The 16,689-nt window shown below is 75.2% G+C and carries 17 protein-coding genes; 10 read left to right on the top strand and 7 right to left on the bottom strand.

The genetic code is table 11. The annotated features are described in order from the left end of the window. Positions 1-5: 5 nt before the first annotated feature. Entirely contained in the window at positions 6-1,568 is a 1,563-nt protein-coding gene (locus AB2L27_RS00975; protein ID WP_370439581.1) for a cation:proton antiporter, read from the bottom strand. 218 nt (positions 1,569-1,786) lie between these two features. Between AB2L27_RS00975 and AB2L27_RS00970 the strand changes: the two genes are divergently transcribed. The 6 genes from AB2L27_RS00970 to AB2L27_RS00945 all read left to right on the top strand — a co-directional run bounded on the left by AB2L27_RS00970 (position 1,787) and on the right by AB2L27_RS00945 (position 7,730). Beyond that, positions 1,787-2,353 carry a DUF421 domain-containing protein gene (locus tag AB2L27_RS00970; protein ID WP_370439580.1) on the top strand — a complete coding sequence of 189 codons (567 nt, stop codon included), beginning with the start codon at positions 1,787-1,789 and terminating at the stop codon, positions 2,351-2,353. Positions 2,354-2,734: 381 nt separating this feature from the next. Beyond that, positions 2,735-3,109, top strand: a complete 375-nt coding sequence (locus AB2L27_RS00965; RefSeq protein ID WP_370439579.1) for a hypothetical protein — start codon at positions 2,735-2,737, stop codon at positions 3,107-3,109. Positions 3,110-3,254: 145 nt separating this feature from the next. Beyond that, positions 3,255-4,814: a hypothetical protein gene (locus AB2L27_RS00960; protein WP_370439578.1), complete on the top strand. Its 1,560-nt coding sequence runs from the start codon at positions 3,255-3,257 to the stop codon at positions 4,812-4,814. Positions 4,815-5,023: 209 nt separating this feature from the next. Next, on the top strand, positions 5,024-5,620 hold the full coding sequence (locus AB2L27_RS00955; protein ID WP_370439577.1) for a hypothetical protein: 597 nt from the start codon (positions 5,024-5,026) through the stop codon (positions 5,618-5,620). Positions 5,621-5,751: 131 nt separating this feature from the next. Further along, positions 5,752-6,684: a ferritin-like domain-containing protein gene (locus AB2L27_RS00950; protein ID WP_370439576.1), complete on the top strand. Its 933-nt coding sequence runs from the start codon at positions 5,752-5,754 to the stop codon at positions 6,682-6,684. 26 nt (positions 6,685-6,710) lie between these two features. After that, entirely contained in the window at positions 6,711-7,730 is a 1,020-nt protein-coding gene (locus AB2L27_RS00945; RefSeq protein WP_370439575.1) for a cell wall-binding repeat-containing protein, read from the top strand. Between the two features lie 131 nt (positions 7,731-7,861). On the opposite strand, the gene AB2L27_RS00940 is transcribed toward AB2L27_RS00945, so the two are convergent. Both AB2L27_RS00940 and AB2L27_RS00935 read right to left on the bottom strand, forming a co-directional pair. After that, positions 7,862-8,134, bottom strand: coding sequence for a hypothetical protein (locus AB2L27_RS00940; protein ID WP_370439574.1), 273 nt, complete (start codon positions 8,132-8,134; stop codon positions 7,862-7,864). A 166-nt stretch (positions 8,135-8,300) separates the two neighbouring features. Beyond that, a complete protein-coding gene (locus tag AB2L27_RS00935) occupies positions 8,301-9,188 on the bottom strand; it encodes an Fpg/Nei family DNA glycosylase (protein ID WP_370439573.1) in 888 nt (295 codons plus the stop codon). Between the two features lie 142 nt (positions 9,189-9,330). On the opposite strand from AB2L27_RS00935, the gene AB2L27_RS00930 reads away from it, so the two are divergent. Both AB2L27_RS00930 and AB2L27_RS00925 read left to right on the top strand, forming a co-directional pair. Beyond that, positions 9,331-9,948: a TMEM165/GDT1 family protein gene (locus tag AB2L27_RS00930; protein WP_370439572.1), complete on the top strand. Its 618-nt coding sequence runs from the start codon at positions 9,331-9,333 to the stop codon at positions 9,946-9,948. A 207-nt stretch (positions 9,949-10,155) separates the two neighbouring features. Beyond that, positions 10,156-10,548 carry an ATP-binding protein gene (locus AB2L27_RS00925; RefSeq protein WP_370439571.1) on the top strand — a complete coding sequence of 131 codons (393 nt, stop codon included), beginning with the start codon at positions 10,156-10,158 and terminating at the stop codon, positions 10,546-10,548. A gap of 34 nt (positions 10,549-10,582) precedes the next feature. Here AB2L27_RS00925 and AB2L27_RS00920 read toward each other — a convergent pair whose 3' ends face one another. Further along, positions 10,583-11,779 carry an MFS transporter gene (locus AB2L27_RS00920; protein WP_370439570.1) on the bottom strand — a complete coding sequence of 399 codons (1,197 nt, stop codon included), beginning with the start codon at positions 11,777-11,779 and terminating at the stop codon, positions 10,583-10,585. A 72-nt stretch (positions 11,780-11,851) separates the two neighbouring features. Continuing rightward, positions 11,852-12,964, bottom strand: a complete 1,113-nt coding sequence (gene trpS, locus AB2L27_RS00915) for a tryptophan--tRNA ligase (protein WP_370439569.1) — start codon at positions 12,962-12,964, stop codon at positions 11,852-11,854. Between the two features lie 369 nt (positions 12,965-13,333). Between trpS and AB2L27_RS00910 the strand changes: the two genes are divergently transcribed. Together AB2L27_RS00910 and AB2L27_RS00905 are read left to right on the top strand one after the other, a co-directional pair. Then, entirely contained in the window at positions 13,334-14,170 is an 837-nt protein-coding gene (locus tag AB2L27_RS00910; protein WP_370439568.1) for an alpha/beta fold hydrolase, read from the top strand. A 124-nt stretch (positions 14,171-14,294) separates the two neighbouring features. Beyond that, entirely contained in the window at positions 14,295-15,449 is a 1,155-nt protein-coding gene (locus AB2L27_RS00905; RefSeq protein ID WP_370439567.1) for a glutathione-independent formaldehyde dehydrogenase, read from the top strand. 78 nt (positions 15,450-15,527) lie between these two features. Here AB2L27_RS00905 and AB2L27_RS00900 read toward each other — a convergent pair whose 3' ends face one another. Then, the gene (locus tag AB2L27_RS00900; protein WP_370439566.1) at positions 15,528-16,013 is read right to left on the bottom strand and encodes a hypothetical protein; all 486 of its coding nucleotides are present in this window, start codon (positions 16,011-16,013) and stop codon (positions 15,528-15,530) included. Continuing rightward, entirely contained in the window at positions 16,010-16,648 is a 639-nt protein-coding gene (locus AB2L27_RS00895) for a CDP-alcohol phosphatidyltransferase family protein (protein WP_370439565.1), read from the bottom strand. Before AB2L27_RS00895 ends, AB2L27_RS00900 begins: the two co-directional genes overlap by 4 nt. Positions 16,649-16,689 lie beyond the last annotated feature (41 nt).

The raw sequence follows: 16,689 nt of genomic DNA, 5'->3' as shown, positions 1-16,689 counted from the left end.
CGGGCTCACTCGAAGCGCGCCGCGCGGGCCTCCACGTCCAGGAGCACCTCGTCGGCCGTGGCCGGGCTGACGCGACCGGAGCGCCGGGCCTGCAGCACCGTGTCACGCTCCGCGTCGACCGCCGCGACGAACAGGCGCCCCACCTGCTCGACGGCCCCGGGATCGTCCTTCCCCTCGTCGTGGAGGGCCACCAGGGCCGACTGGTGCTCCAGCCGTGCGCGGTACCGACCCACCGCCGTCTCCCGCGCCCGGGCCGAGACCCCCTCCCCCGCGCTCTCGACGGCCCGCAGCGCCGCCTGCGTCGCGTCCCGCCGCAGGCGGCGGACGTCCGCGGCGGCGTCACCGGGCTCGGCGACCCCGAGGCGCCGGACGAGGGGCGCGAGCGTGAGCCCCTGCAGCACCAGCGTGGCGATGACGACGACGAGCGCGACGAGGACCACCTCGGCCCGGTAGGGGAAGTCGCCGCCCTGCGCCGTGAACGGCAGGGCCAGCGCCGTCGCCACGGTGACCACCCCCCGCATGCCGGCCCAGGACGCCACGGTCGCCTCGCGCCAGCCGGCGGGCGTCGCCGACCCCCGCCGGCGCGCGCGCCGGCCGGCCACCGCGGAGGCGGTGTGGACCACGGCGAAGCGCAGCCCCACGAGGGAACCCACCACGGCGGCGGCCACGCCGAGCGAGTGCGCCCCGCTCAGGCGGGAGGTCTCCTCCAGGGCGTTCGTCAGTTCCAGGCCCAGGAAGCCGAACAGCAGGCCGGTCACGGCGAAGTCGACGTAGCGCCACACCGCCCGCCCGAGCAACCACCCCGAGGAGGTCGTGGCGCGGTGACCCCGGGCCCGCAGGAACAGACCGGCGGCCAGCACCGCGAGCACGCCGGAGGCCTCCACCCCGTCGGACAGCAGGTAGACCCCGAACGGCAGGGCCAGCGTGAGCGTCGTCTCCACGGAGGCGTCGTGCACCCGGGCCAGGGCCCAGCGCGCGCAGAACCCCCCGGCCAGGCCGATCAGCACACCGCCGGCCACCTCCAGCGCCAGGCGCCACCCGATCTCCACGATGCCGATGCCGCCGGCGGTGACCGCGATGAGCGAGACCTGGTACAGCGTCAGCGCCGTCGCGTCGTTGAACTGCCCCTCGCCCTCCAGGACCGTCACCAGGCGCGGGGGCAGCCGGAGCTTGCGGGCGACGGCCGTGGCCGCGACGGGGTCGGGTGGGGCGACGATCGCCCCGAGGACGACGGCCACCGCCCACGGCAGACCCAGCAGGTGCCCGACGACCGCCACCACGGCGACGCTGAGGGCGGTCAACCCCACGGCCAGCGTCAGGACGGCGCCGGCGTCCCGGCGCAGTTCGCGCAGGGAACCGCGCTGCGTCGTCGCGAACAGCAACGGCGGCAGCACGATCGGCAGGATGACCTCGGGCGGTACCCGCGGCGCGGGGACGGCGGGGACCAGGGCGAGCACGAGGCCGTACACGGTGAGCACCACCGGCTGGGGGACACCCAGACGACCCGCCAGGGGTGTCAGGACCACGATGCCGAGGACGAGCAGGGCCAGCAGAGCGACGACGTCCACGACAGGCGATGCTGACCCCGGCGGGACGGTCGCACCAGCCGGAACGCGTCCCCGCACGCTGGCGCCGCGCGGTCGGCCTGTCTACCCTGGTCCGGCACCCGCGCACCGGGTGCGGGACCGTCGTCCAACGCGGGGCGACCACTGCTCGTCCTCCCCAGGACCGCCCGGAACCCCGGGGCGGTCGGTGCGGACCCGACGACCGGGAGGAACCGGAGAACGTGCTCTTCGACGGATGGACGGGCCTGCTGCGCGTGCTGCTGGTGGGCACCGCGGCCTACCTGTGGCTCATCGCCGTGCTGCGCGTCACGGGCAAACGCACGCTGGCCCAGTTGAACGCGTTCGACTTCATCGTCACCGTCGCCCTGGGTTCCACGCTGGCGACCGTGCTGCTCTCGAACTCCGTGGCCCTGGTCGAGGGGGCGCTGGCCCTGGCCCTGCTGGCGGTCCTGCAACTGCTCGCCGCCTGGGCCACGACCCGCAGCCGGGCGCTGCGCACGTCCCTGACGTCCCGTCCCACGGTGCTGCTGCGCGACGGGAAACCCCTGCACGAAGCCCTGCAGCAGCAGCGGGTCAGCCTCGACAGCCTGCAGGCGGCCGTCCGCAGCAGCGGCATCGGCGGCCTGGAACTCGTCGCCGCGGTGGTGCTGGAGACCAACGGCGGGATGAGCGTCGTCGCCCGGGACCAGGCCGGGTCCCGGTCCGCGCTGCCCGCGGCGCCCGACGGCGACGCACCGGGTTCCCGCGCCCCGGACGGTTCCCCGGACCGCGACGGCGGGCGGGCGTGACCGGGTCCACCGGGAGCCGCTGCCCGGTGAGCACCGCGAACCCCGCGAACCCCGCGAACCCCGTGGACCCGCGGCGCCGCACGGTTGGCACCCGAACCGCGAAACCGTAACCTGTCACCGCCCCCACGTCCCGACGTGGTGCCGATGCGCCGTCCAAGTCCGTGCGGCTGCCGACATGCCGTCCGCAGACCCGCGCTCACCGAGCGCCCAGGACGACGCGTTCGAAGGATCCCTCGTGACCACTCCACCCGACGACGACCGGCCCACCACTCCTCCGCCACCCCCGGGAAACCCGGTGGGACCGGCCGTGACCGTCCCGCGCCTGCCGGTCCCCGCCCACCACCACCGTCCAGCCACCCGTGACGGCCAGGAGCGTGCGTGATGTCCGCGCCCGCCGACCCGCTCCCCGCCCCGGCCGACGGAGCGTCCGCGGCGGAGCCCGGCAGCGGCGAGGAGTGGCTGTCCCTGGACGTGCGCACCGGGCCGGACCGGGCCGTCATCCGCGTGGCCGGCCGTCTCACCGCGAGCACCGGCGACCTCGTGGTCGGCGTGCTCGACGGCACCCTGCCGCACGCCGGGGGCCGGGGACCGTCCGTGCTCGTGCTCGACCTGGGCGGTGTCGTGGACTGCACCCCGGGCGGTCTGCGGCAGGTGCAGCGCGCCGTCGACCACGCCGGCGCGGCGGCCGTGCCGCTGTCCGTGCGCGACTCCCCGGCGCTCGCGGCCGACCTGCGGCCCCCGCGAGCGCCCCGCTGAAGCGCGGGGCCGGCGGGCCCCGGGGCCCGGCCCGCCGTCGCGCGGCACGGCGGGTGGCAGGCTGGGGACCCACCACCGCCACCACCACCCGAGGGAGCACCCCATCCGCCGCCGAACCGCCCACGGTCTCGTCCTCGCCACGGGGTTGTCCTTCCTCGCCGCCTGCACGGGCGGGTCCGACGACGACGCCGGTGCCCCGTCCGGGGCCGGTGGGTCCCGGGGCGCGGCGGGCTCGTCCACGGTCGCCGGCGCGGTCCTGCGGCAGCAGGCCGACCCCGCGGCCGTGCTGCCCGTGACCCCCGCCGCTCCCCCGGCCCCCCAGGACACCCCGGCCCCCGAGGATCCCGTCGCGAGCGAGGCGGCCGTCGCCCTGAGCGCGCACCTGCTGGACAGCAGCCCCTCGGTGGTGCTGAGCGGGCAGGACCCGGCCGCCCTGGAGTCCGCCGCGGCCCTGGCCGCCGAGGCGGGTGTCCCGCTGCTGCTGCCCGGCCCCTCGACGGCGGCGGAGGTCCGCCGTCTCGGGGCCGGGGAGGTCCGGGCGGTCGGGGCGGAGGCGACGACGTGGGCCCGGGCGACGTTCGAGGGCCGCGACGCCCCCCGGGTCCGCACCCAGGAACCCTCGGCACCGCCCCCCTCGCCGGCCCCGGGCACGGACGACGGCACGACGACCGTGCTCGTGACCGGGGCCGGGTGGGAGGCGGCCGCCGTCGCCACCGCCCGGGCGCTCGGGGCCCGCGTGCTCACCGTGCCGAGCGGGGACCCGCGGGCCGACCCCGGAGCCGTGGACGCCCTGCACGCCGCCGCCCTGCGGGCCGGGGGCTCCGGGGCGAGCGCCCACGTCGTCGGGGTGGGCGCGGTCTTCGGCCCGCCGGCGGTGTTCGCGGGACGTGCGGCCTCGGCGTCCACGGGCATCCACGTCCCCGGCGGGGGGCAGCTGCCGCTGGCGGGCAGGCGGGCGGTCGCCCTCTACGGCACCCCGTCGACCCCGAGCCTGGGTGTCCTGGGGGAGCAGTCCCTGCCCGCGACGCTGCAGCGCGCGAAGGCGCTCGCGGCCCGCTACGACGGCCTGGGCGGGCTCGCCGCGGTCCCCACGCTGGAGATCATCGTCACCGTGGCGGCCGGTTCCCCCGGCGCGGACGGGGACTACTCCACCGAGCTGGACCCCGACGAGCTGGAGCCCTGGGTCGACCGGGCCGGCCGGGAGGGTGTCGCGGTGGTGCTGGACCTGCAGTCCGGTCGCAGCGACTTCCTGTCCCAGGCCCGGCGGTACGAGCGGTTGCTGCGCTACCCGCACGTCGGGCTGGCCCTGGACCCCGAGTGGCGCCTCGGGCCGGACCAGCGGCCCCTGCAGCAGATCGGGTCGGTCGAGGCCGGCGAGGTCGACGCGGTCGGGGACTGGCTGGCCCAGCTGGTCCGCGACCACGCCCTGCCGCAGAAGGTGTTCCTGCTGCACCAGTTCCGGACCTCGATGATCCGGGACCGGGAGACCCTGGACGTCGGCCGCGACGAGCTCGTGACCGTGGTGCACGCCGACGGGCACGGGACCCCCGGCAACAAGCAGGCCACCTACCGGGCCCTGACCACGCCCGGCCCGGCGGGGCTGGTGTGGGGGTGGAAGAACTTCCTCGACGAGGACCAGCCGACCTTCACCCCGCAGGAGACCGCGGCGGTGCGACCCCCACCGCTGTTCGTCTCCTACCAGTGACGCCGGCTGCCCGGCCGGGCGCCGGACCCGCCTGCGCTTGCCGGGTCGTGCGCTGAGGCGGTAGAGAACAGGGGTGGGCCCCTCCGCCCCGGCCGGCCCCCGCCGGACCGGGCCGAGGCGTGCCCCCGGTCCAGAGCAGGGCCTGTCGTCCACCTCGCGTCAGCGGCACCCGGTCGGACGACCTCGGCGGCGGACGGCACGGGACCGGGATGACACAGCAGACGGACGACCAGAACGACCAGGGCCACCAGGGCGAGCGCCAGGGCGACCGGGACGACCGGGACGACCACGACAAACCGGCGCGGCGACCCGGCCCCGCCCCGCGCGAGGTGCGGGTCGTGGCCGCGCTCGCCCGGGGGCGGGCGCGCCTGACGCGCGAGGAGGCCCGGGCGGTCCGCGACCTCGCGGCCACCGCGCGGTCCGGGCGGGCGGGCCCGGCCCGGACCACCGCCCCGCCCCGCCCACCCGGCGCGGCCGCTCCCCCCGCCAACCGCGCCCTGGCGGCGCGCGGTCTGCTCGGGGACCTGTGGGGCGACGAACTGCCCCCGAGCGCGGACCCCTGGCTGACGCTGGTCCAGGACGTCCTGGCCGTCGACGACGACGCGGGGCGCGAACGGGGTTTCGCCGTCTACGCCGACGCCGTCGCCCTGGGTCCCCTCACCGACGTGCTCGTCGAGGCGCTGGCCGGTCACCCGCGTGCCGCCGTCCTGCTGTCACGACTGCCGGTGGTGCTGCGCGAGCCGGTCTGCGAACGCCTGGCGCAGTTCCCCGACCGCGAGCGGGAACGATCCCAGCCGTTCACGTGATGCGAACCCTTTCACACACTGGGTGAACCACGAGCGGGGCGACGAGATTAGGGACGACTCCTGCAATCCGCTGACCGAGGTGCTACGAATGGGTGACGTCAGACTCAGGACCGACCATCGGAGCTCGTCCCATGTTCAAGAAGTCCTTGCTCGTCGACATGATCAACCGGAGCTCTGAAACCCCGGCCGACCGCAGGAACTTCCTGCGCGGGATGGGGCTGCTGTCCGCGGGCACCGTGGGCGCCGGGCTCGTCGGGACGGCCGCGGTGCAGTCGGCCTCGGCCGCCACCACCGCCCCCAGCGAGGCCAGCGTCCTGAACTTCGCCCTGAACCTGGAGTACCTGGAGGCGGAGTTCTACTGCTACGCCGCCTACGGCCACGGCCTCGCGGACGCCCTGGCGACGGGGACGGGGACGCAGGGCGGGGTCACCGGCGGGCACCGGGTCCCGTTCAAGTCCAAGGCGATGCGCTACTACGCCGAGGAGATCGCCAACGACGAGATCGCCCACGTCAAGTTCCTGCGCGGCGCCCTGGGCTCGTCCGCCGTCTCCCGCCCCGCCATCAACCTGCAGGACTCCTTCACCGCGGCCGCCGTCGCGGCCGGGGTCATCGACCAGGGACAGACGTTCGACCCGTTCTCCTCCGAGGCGTTCTTCCTGCTGGGCGCCTACCTGTTCGAGGACGTCGGCGTCACCGCGTACAAGGGTGCCGCGCCGCTCATCTCCACCCCCGCCTACCTCGAGGCCGCCGCGGGCATCCTCGCCGTCGAGGCGTACCACTCCGGGATCGTCCGCACCCTGCTGTACGAGAACGACCTGAGCGAACCCACCAACCTCATCTCCGACGCCCGCGACAGCCTCGACGGCACCACCCGGGACAAGGACCAGGGCATCACGGTCGGGTCCGGCGGCCGGGCGAACCTCGTCCCGACCGACTCCGACGGCATCGCGTTCAGCCGCTCCCCGCAGGAGGTCCTGAACATCGTGTACCTGACGCCGGGTTCCGGGGTCACCCAGGGCGGGTTCTACCCCGCCGGCCTCAACGGCGAGATCGCCACCAGCTGACCCCGCGACCCACAGGAGAACGTTCGATGAAGAAGTCCCTCGTCACCGCCGGTGTCGCCCTGCTCGTGGGCCTGGGAACCGCGGTTCCCGCCCAGGCCGCCCCCGGGTTCGCCTTCGACGACCGCATCTCGGGCCCGGACCGCTTCGCCACGGCCGTCGCCGCGTCGAAGCTGCTCGTCCCCGACGACGGGTCGGCCACCGACCTCGTCGTCGTCAACGGGTACGCCACCGTCGACGGCCTCACCGCGTCCTACCTCGCCGGCCTGAAGTCCGCGCCCATCCTCTACACCGACACCGGTTCCGTCCCCGCGGTCACCGCCGCGGAGATCGACCGCCTCGGAGCCGAGAACGTGTGGATCGTGGGCGGCACCAACCGCGTGTCCCAGGCCCAGGAGGACGCCTGGAAGGACGCGGGCAAGACCGTGACCCGCCTCGCCGGTGCGGACCGGTACGAGACGGCGGCGCTCGTGGCCGAGGCCGACGACTCCGGCCTCGCCCCCGAGCAGGTGTTCATCGCCAGCGGCACCAGCACGGCCGACGCCCTGGCCGCCGGGCCCGTCGCCTGGGCGCGGAACTACCCGATCCTGCTGACCGAGGCCGGTTCGCTGCCGGCCGCCACCGGGGAGGCCCTGGAGGAACTGGGGACGACGAACCGGGTCGTCCTGGGCAGTGCCGCGTCCGTCTCCGACGCCGTCTACGCGCAGGCCGGCGGCACCGAACGCCTGGCCGGGCAGAACCGGCAGGAGACGGCCGCCAAGATCGCCGACGACGCCATCGCCACCGAGTACTTCGACACCCAGAGCGTTGCCCTCGTGGGCGGTACCGACGCCACGGCGGCCGACGCCCTGGCCGCGGCCCCGGTGGCGGGCAGCCAGGGGGTTCCCCTGCTGTTCACCGGGTTCGACGGTTCCCTCGGTGCCAGCACCTCGGCGTACCTGGCCGCCCACAAGGCGAACTACACCACGTCCGGCACCGGCTGGATCTTCGGTGGTCTGCCCTCGGTCCCGCAGGCCGCCGTGGACGCCGCCACCGCCGCCGTGCAGTAAGAGGTTCGGTAACCCGCACCAGTTCGACCCGCACCAGTTCGACCCGCACCAGTTCGACCCGCACCAGTTCGACCCGACCCGGGCCCGGTCCCGCGGTGGAGCACCCGCTCCAGCGCGGGGCCGGGCCCGGCTCACGCCGCGTGGTGACCGGCCCTCGCGCGCACCCGACGACGTTCCTCGAGCCGGACCACCGGGGCACGACGGTCCTCCTGCTCCTGGGCGCGGGTCGCGGCGGCCAGCACCAGGTCCGTCGCGGCCCCGAACCGGGCCCCGCGCGGGGCGACGAGCAACCGCTCGTCCCCCCTCCCCTCCTGCGCGAACCGCCCGGCGGCCGCGGCCACGACGACCAGCACGGCGCCCACCACGCCGGTCACCCCCACGAGAACCGCCACCACGACGTCCATCCCGTCCCCCCTCGCCGGCCGCTGCGCCGATCGCTGCGACCACGACCCGTCCAGGATCGGACCGGCGGTGGGGGTGACGCATCGTGCCCGGGGTGGAAACCCCTCGTCCTCCCGGGGGAGGACGCCCTCCCCCGGGGACCCGACGCGGGAACCCGGCGCGGGGAGGTCACTTCAGCAGTCGCGACAACCGGCGGTCGGCCAGCGGCCTGCCCCCGGTCTGGCACGTGGGGCAGTACTGCAGGGAACGGTCGGCGAAGGAGACCTCACGCACGACGTCCCCGCACACCGGGCACGGCAGCCCGGTCCGCCCGTGCACGCGCATCCCGGCCCGCTTGGCGTCCTTCAGCTCCCCGGCGGGCCGGCCACCGGCGGCGGCGACCGCGTCGGTCAGGGTCGTGCGCAACGCCTCGTACAACCGCGCGACGTCCTCCTCGGGCAACCCTCCCGCCGGGGCGTACGGCGACAGCCCCGCCACGTGCAGGACCTCGTCGGAGTAGGCGTTCCCGACGCCGGCGAGCACGGACTGCTCGCGCAGCAACCCCTTCACCTGCTGACGGGACCCGCGCAGCAGCGCCCGGAACGCGTCGAGGTCGAAGGAGTCCGCGAGCGGGTCCGGGCCCAGCGAGGCGATGGCGGGGACCTGGGCGACGTCCCGGACGACGTGCACCGCCAGCCGCTTCTGAGTACCGGCCTCGGTGAGGTCGAACCCCGGCGGCCGGCCGGGGTCCTCGTCGTCCTGCGGGGCCAGCCGCACCCGCAGGGCGACGGGGTTCTTCCCACCGGGCCGCAACGGGGCCTTCGGCAGCGCGTCGGACCAGCGCAGCCACCCCGCGCGGGACAGGTGGACCGCCAGGTGCAGCCCGTCGACGTCGACGTCGAGCCACTTGCCGTGCCGCCGCACCCCGGTGACGTGCAACCCCTGCAGGGCCGTGGGCGGCGGGTCGTACGTCTTGAGCACGTTGAGCGCGCCGACCTCGACCGTCGCGACGACGCGTCCGCTCAGGCGCTCGCGCAGGAACGCGGCGAGCCCTTCGACCTCGGGGAGTTCCGGCACGGCGCCAGTCTGCTGCACCCGGTGCGGCCGAACCAGGTGTTCGGCCCGCCGAACGCGAGTGCTGGAGCTGTCGCGGCCCGGGCCCGGTGTGCTGGCATGACGCCCGGCCCCCGTCCCGTCCCCCGAAGGAGCCCGCACCGCCGTGGACCTCGCCGTCCTCGCCGCCAGCTTCCTGCCGGTCCTGCTGCTGGAACTGCCCGACAAGACCTTCGTCGCCACGCTGGTGCTCTCCACCCGCTTCCGGCCCCTCACCGCCTGGGTGGGCGTCGGCCTGGCCTTCGCCGTGCAGAGCCTCATCGCCGTGGTGGCCGGCCGGCTGCTGGCCCAGTTGCCCGAGCGCCCGGTCGCCGCCGCGGCCGCCGTCCTGTTCGCCGTCGGCGCGGTGGTGCTGTTCCGGGGCGCGGCGAAGGCGGCCGAGGCCGGCGCGCAGGCCCGCAGCGAGTACGAGGCGTCGATCGGTGGTGGCCGGTCGGGCTGGCGCGGGGTCCTGACCTGCTTCGGCGTCGTCTTCCTGGCCGAGTGGGGCGACCTGTCGCAGCTGTTCACCGCCGGCCTGGCCGCCCGCTACGACGACCCCGTGTCCGTCTTCGTGGGCGCGTGGGCCGCGCTGCTGGTCGTCGCCGGGCTCGCGGCCGTGGCCGGGCGTGCCGTCGTGCGCCGGCTCAGCGTCGCGGCCGTGAGCCGGTTCGGCGGGGTCGTCTGCACGGTCCTGGCGGTCCTGTCGGCCCTGGAGGCGGCCGGGGTGCAGCTCCCCGTGTGACCGGTGGGCCGGGAGGGGCGGCGATCGGTCCGGTGCCGGACGGGGGCGGGATCGGCGCGGGATCGGCCTGGGTGCGGACAAGCGGCGAGCCGAGTGATTGACTGTCAGTCACGCGTCGATGACTGTGCTCACACGCGGGGAGGACGCGCCGCGGGGAGCCGCGGCGTCTGAGTCGCAGCCGGGGGAGGTCGAGGACCGTTGTTCCACGTGGTCCTCCCCCCCAGCCCCCGGTCCGTCGGCGTCGCCCGCTGGCTCATCACCGAGTGGTGCGCGCCGTGGGTCGCCGCCTCCGAGCTCCTCGAGGACACCGTCGAGGCCGCGCTGCTGCTGGCCAGCGAGGTCGTGACGAACGCCGTCGTGCACGGCGACGGGATGGTCCAGCTCGCCGTGCGGCGCGTCGAGGGGCCCTCGTTGCGCGTGGAGGTCTCCGACGACGGCGGGGGGATGCCGCTCGTCGGCAGCCAGCGCGCGGACGCCGAGAGCGGGCGCGGGATGGCGATGGTCGAGATGCTCTCCACGCGCTGGGGCACCGACCTCGCGGTCGGTCCCCTCGGCAAGACCGTGTGGTTCGAGCTGACGGACGAGTCCGTCCGGGCCTGAGGAACGCCGCGGCGTCCTGCACCGTCTACACCGTCTACACCGTCGCGTCGCGGTGCGCGGCCCAGGCCGGCACGAGCTGCCCGAGCGCGACGACGGCCAGCGCCGCCAACGGCACCACCCAGTCCCCCGTCGCGGTGTGCAGGGCGCCGAAGGCCACGGGCCCGACCGCGGCGGCGAGGTAACCGACGGCCTGGGCCATCCCCGAGAGCGCGGCGGCCGTCGGCGCGTCCGCGGCGCGCGCCGAGATCGCGGCCAGGGCCAGGACGACCGTCCCGCCCCCACCCAGCCCGACCAGGGCCACCGCGACCACCGCGAGCGGGGGCGCCACCAGCAGCAGGACGATCCCGGCGCCCGAGCACAGCGTCGCGGCCACGGCCACCCACCGCGTCCGGTGCACCGAGCCGCCCGCGAGCACCGGCACCAGCAGCGAGCCCACGACGCCGAGGACCTGCAGCTCGGACAGCAGGACCCCCGAGGCCGTCGCGTCCAGCCCGGAGCGGTCCCGGGCGATCGTGGCCAGCCAGGACAGCAGGACGTAGAAGAGCATCGACTGCGTCCCCATGAACGCCGTCACCGCCCACGCCAGCGGCGACCGCCAGGGGGTGCGCGCGTGCGGCCGGGCCGGCCCGGCGCCACCCCGGCCGCGGACCAGCGGCAGCCAGAGCACGGCCGCGAGCAGCGCCGGGGCGGCCCACACGACGAGCGCGGTCCGCCAGCCGCCGGCCGCGGTCTGCGCCAGCGGGACCGACACCCCCGACGCGAGGCTGCCCACGACCTGCATCAGCACGACGTAGCCGCTGGTCAGCAGCGGGATGCGGCCGGGGAACTCGGCGCGGATGAGGGCGGGCAGGAGGACGTTGGCCACCGCGATGGCGATGCCCAGCAGCGCCGTCCCGGCGAACAGCGGCCCGACCCCCGGCACCCAGCGCAGCACGGACCCGCCCGTCAGCAGCAGCATCGCCAGCACCAGGGTGGCCCGCGCGCCCAGGCGCGCGGCGACCTTCGGCACGACGAGGGAACTGGCCGCGAAGGCGAGCAGCGGCAGCGACGTCAGCGCCCCGGCCGCCGCGGCGGACAGGCCCAGGTCGGCCGAGACGAGGGGCAGCACCGGCCCGACCCCGGTGATGGGCGAGCGCATCGCGCACGCCACGAGCAGCAGCCCGGCGAGCAGGAGGACGGCGGTGCGGCGCGGGAGGGGGGCCGGGGACAGGGACGGGGAGGGAGTCGACATGACCCGGGCATCATGTCCTGGACCTCGCCACGCACCGCCACCGACCGTCAGGTCGCGGGGACGGGAGGGGTCTCACCCCAGACCCATCGCGTCCAGCACCCGCCGCAACGTCCGGTCGGCCTCCGCGCCCGCCCGCTCCGCCCCCGCGGCCAGCACCGCCCGGAGGTGGTCGTCGGCGCGTTCGAGGTCCCGGCGCCGCCGCCGCAGGGGACGCAGGTGCTCGTTGACCGCCTCGGTGACCACGGCCTTCAACCGGGACGCCCCGCCGTCCCCGATCTGCTCGGCCAGCGCCTCCGGTGTCGACCCCGAGCACAGCGCCGCCGTCAGCAGGAGGTTCGCGACCTCCGGACGGCGGTCGGGTTCGTACGTGATGCGCCGCTGCCCGTCCGTCCGCGCCGACCGCAGCAGGCGGGCGGTCTCGTCCTCCCCCGCGCGCAGGGCGATCGCGTTCCCCCCGCTCTTGCTCATCTTCCGGCCGTCGGTCCCCAGCAGCAGCGGCGCCGGCGACAGCAGCGCCTCCGGCGCGGTCAGCACCGGCCGTCCGGTGCCGTACCGCTCCTCGAACCGGCGGGCCACGAGCCGCGCGGTCTCCAGGTGCGGCAACTGGTCCTGACCCACGGGCACGAGGTTCCCGCCGCAGGACAGGACGTCGGCGGCCTGGTGCACGGGGTAGGTCAGCAGCAACCCGCTCACGGCCCGGCGCCCACCGGCGCGGGCGCTCGCGGCCGCCGCCTCGGCCCGGACCGTGGGGTTGCGCCGGAGCTCGGCCTCGGTGACCAGGCCGAGCAGGGGCACGAACAGCCGGTGCAGGGCCGGGACCGCGCTGTGGACGAACACGACCGCGCCCCCACCGGGCGCCGGTCCCGGCTCCAGGCCGGCGGCGAGGTTGTCGAGCAGCACGTCGCGCACCGCGGCGCGGACGTCGCCCGGGTCGTCGCGGTCGGTGGCCACCTGCAGGTCGGCGATGACGACGAAGACCTCCACGCCGTCGCGCTGCAACCGGACGCGGTTGGCCAGGGTCCCCAGCAGGTGGCCGAGGTGGAGGGGGCCGGTGGGGCGGTCGCCGGTCACGACGCGGAACCGGCGGGGGTCGGCGCGGACCTGCTCCTCCAGCTCGGCGCTGCGACGGAGGGCGGCCCGGACCGGGGCGGTGGAGGGGTGGGACGGGGTGGACGGGGTGGGCACGCTGACTCCTTCGGAGGGGGCCACCCAGCGCCCGTCCGGTGCACCGCCTGCGTCGGCTGCGTCGTCTCGACGTCACCGTGCGTGCCCGAACCGCCGTGGGCGGCTCGGACGGGTTCTCGTCGCAGCCGCTGCTACAGCGACCACCACCAGGTGCGCGGGTTCGACGGCACCCCCGGACCGTAGCCGCGGACGGTGGTCCCGTGGGAGCGGTTTTCCCGCGGCCGGCCCGGTTCCCCCCGCGAGCGGCGCCGGTTTCGGCGTGCGCCCACCGGAACCGCTTCGTAGCGTCTCCGACGACGGGGACGGGTCCCGCGCCGCCCGCGGGACCGTCACCCCCCACCCACGGACCACCCGCTGGAGGAGACCGAGATGACCGAGATCACCGCCCACCACGGACTGTTCAAGAACACCGACCTGCACGTCGACGACACCGGTGGCCCCGGCCGCCCCGTCGTCCTCGTCCACGGCTGGCCGTTGTCCGGGGCCTCGTGGTCGGAGCAGGTCCCGGCCCTGACCGCCGCCGGGTACCGCGTCGTGACGTACGACCGCCGGGGTTTCGGCCGCAGCGACAAGACCCGCAGCGGGTACGACTACGACACCCTGACCGAGGACCTGAACGCCCTCCTGGAACAGCTCGACCTGCACGACGTCACCCTCGTCGGGTTCTCCATGGGCGGGGGCGAGGTCGCCCGCTACGTCGGCACGCACGGCACCGAACGCCTGCGCAGCGTCGTCTTCGCCGGGGCGGTCCCGCCCTACATGGCCAAGACGGAGGACAACCCGCAGGGTCCGCTCACGAAGGAGCAGGCCGACGAGATGGAGGCCGGGCTCAAGGACGACGAGGACACGTTCTACGACGGGTTCATCACCACGTTCTTCTCCGCCGACGGTGAGCTGAAGGTCTCGCAGGCCCAGCGCCAGGACGCGCTCGCCCTGACGAAGCAGGCCGACCACAAGGCCGCCCTGAAGTCGATGGAGTCCTTCGGCACGACCGACTTCCGCGAGGACCTGCCGAAGATCACCGTTCCCACGCTGGTCATCCACGGCGACTCCGACGCCGTCGTCCCGCTGGAGGGTTCCGGCGCCCTGACGCACGCCGCCGTCGCGGGCAGCCGCCTGCACGTCGTCGCGGGGGCCCCGCACGGTTTCAACGTCAGCCACGCCGAGGAGTTCAACCGCGTCCTCCTGGAGTTCCTCGCGGACTGAACCGGCCGGGGACCCGCGCGGTCCCGCCGGCACCGGACACCACGTCTCCAGCAGCGGGGCGCCACCGGAACACCGTGGTGACGCCCCGTCGCCACGACCACCCCGAACCCCTCAGGAGCCTCCCGTGAAAGCACTGGTCTACAACGGCGCGTTCGACGTCACCGTCCAGGACGTCCCCGACGCGCGCATCGAACGGCCCACCGACGCGGTCGTCCGCATCACGTCCACGAACATCTGCGGTTCGGACCTGCACATGTACGAGGGCCGCACCGACATGGAGACCGGGCGCGTGCTCGGTCACGAGAACATGGGGATCGTCGAGGCCGTCGGCGAGGGCGTGGACCGCCTGAAGGTCGGCGACCGCGTCAGCCTCCCCTTCAACGTCGCCTGCGGCAGTTGCGAGAACTGCGTCGCCGGCCGGACGGCGTTCTGCCTGCGCGCCAACCAGGCCGGGACGGCGGGCGCCGCCTTCGGGTTCGCCTCGATGGGTGAGTACGCGGGCGGGCAGGCCGAACTCCTGCGGGTGCCGTGGGCCGACTTCAACGCGCTCGTGCTGCCCGAGGGCACCGAGAAGGAACTCGACTACACGATGCTGTCGGACATCTTCCCGACCGGGTGGCACGGGGTGGAGCTGTCCCGGTTCGAGCCGGGGGACTCCGTGGTGGTCTGGGGCGCCGGACCGGTCGGCCTCATGGCCGCCCACTCCGCCCGCATCCGCGGTGCCGCCGAGGTGTTCGTCGTCGACCGCCACCCCGACCGCCTGGCGCTGGTGCGCAAGGCCGGGGCCACCCCCGTCGACTACTCGGCCGGGGACCCGGTGGAGCAGATCATGCAGGCCACGGGCGGCCGGGGCGTCGACCGCGGCGTCGACGCGATCGGCTACCAGGCGCACGACCCCTCCGGTGAGGAGGACGCCTCGATGGTCCTCAACCAGCTCGTGCAGGTCGTCAAGGCGACCGGTGGCATCGGGGTGGTCGGCGTGTACCTGCCGCAGGACCCGGGCGCCAAGGACGAGCTGTCGCAGCAGGGCAAGATCGCCTTCGACTACGGCACGTTCTGGTTCAAGGGCCAGTCGATGGGCACCGGGCAGTGCAACGTCAAGGCGTACAACGTGAAGCTGCGCAACCTCATCACCGCCGGCGTCGCGACCCCGGGCTTCATCGTCAGCCACGAGCTCGACCTCACCGAGGCGGCCTCGGCGTACGGCACGTTCGACCGGCGCGAGGACGGCTGGACGAAGGTCGTCCTGCACCCGGGCGAACTGGCCACCGCCCGCTGACCCACCCCTTATCCGTGCGCCGCGGCCGGACCCCGAGGGGTCCGGTCGCGGCGCGCGTCCGTGGGACGGGTGGACCCCTCACCCCAGCCCGGGGACGTGCAACCAGTGGACGAGCTGACCGGCGCCGAGCAGCACGGCCGCGAACCGCACGGCGCGCCCCAGCACCCCCACGACGAGGAAGTCGGCCGTGCGCATCCTGGCCAGCCCGGCGCTCACGCTCACCAGCAGCAGCGGCGGCAGGCCGACGGAGGAACTCAACGCCAGCACCACCACTCCGCGCCACCGGCCGCGGGTGAGCATCGCCCCGCTCCAGTCCGCCAGCCGCTGCTGCCAGCGCGGGAGGGGTTTCGCGCGGGGCGTCGACGAGCGCCAGTACCCGAGCCGGAAGTACAGGTACTTCGCCCCCATCTGCCCCACCGCGGCCGCGAGCGCCGCCGGCAGCCACGGCAGGGGGTCCTCCAGCGCCTGCGAGGCGACGAGGGCGGCCTCGGCGTTGACGAACGGGGTGAGCGCCGAGACGAAGGAGACCCCCAGGAGGGACAGCGACCCGACGAGCGGGTTCACGGGCCGGCGACCGCGAACAGGCCCCCGGTCACCACGCAGTCGGCGTCCCGTGGCCGCGGCAGCCGGGACGTGCGCAGCAGCGAGTAGCTCTTGACGGCCACGAGGACCGTCGCGATGGCCGCGGGGACCCACAGCGTCACGTCGGTCAGGAGCAGGACCGCGATGAGCCCGCTGTTGAGCGACTTGGCCACCTTCGACCAGTTCAGCAGGAACACCCGGCGGTCGACGGCACCGAAGTAGTTCGGGCTGTTGATCGGGAACAGGTAGAAGCTGAACGACAGCAGGAAGTCGACGACCATGAACTCGGCGAGGAACAGCACGACGACCAGGGCCGTCTCCGGGTGCAGCGCGGCCCACCCGAGGAAGAAGCAGGCGCCGCACGCCCGGTCGCAGACGATGTCGAACACCGCGCCGAGGGTGGTCTCCTGCCCCAGCCGTCGGGCCAGCGCCCCGTCGGCGATGTCGCCGATCCAGTACACCGCCAGCGCGACCGCGAGCCAGACCTCGGAGCCGACGAGGATCGCGACGGCCGCGCAGGCCAGGCTCCCCACGGTCCGCGCCGCCGTCACGGCGTTCGGGACGTTGAGGACGCCGCCGTCGCCCTCGTGCCGGCACCCCCGGAAGTGACCCACCACGACGAACTCCCCCGCTCGACTGCTGGCGGCACCCGCGGGTG

It is taken from the genome of Kineococcus halophytocola, from assembly GCF_041276425.1.
Lineage (GTDB): Bacteria > Actinomycetota > Actinomycetes > Actinomycetales > Kineococcaceae > Kineococcus > Kineococcus halophytocola.
This window is presented reverse-complemented; position numbering and strand designations above follow the sequence as displayed.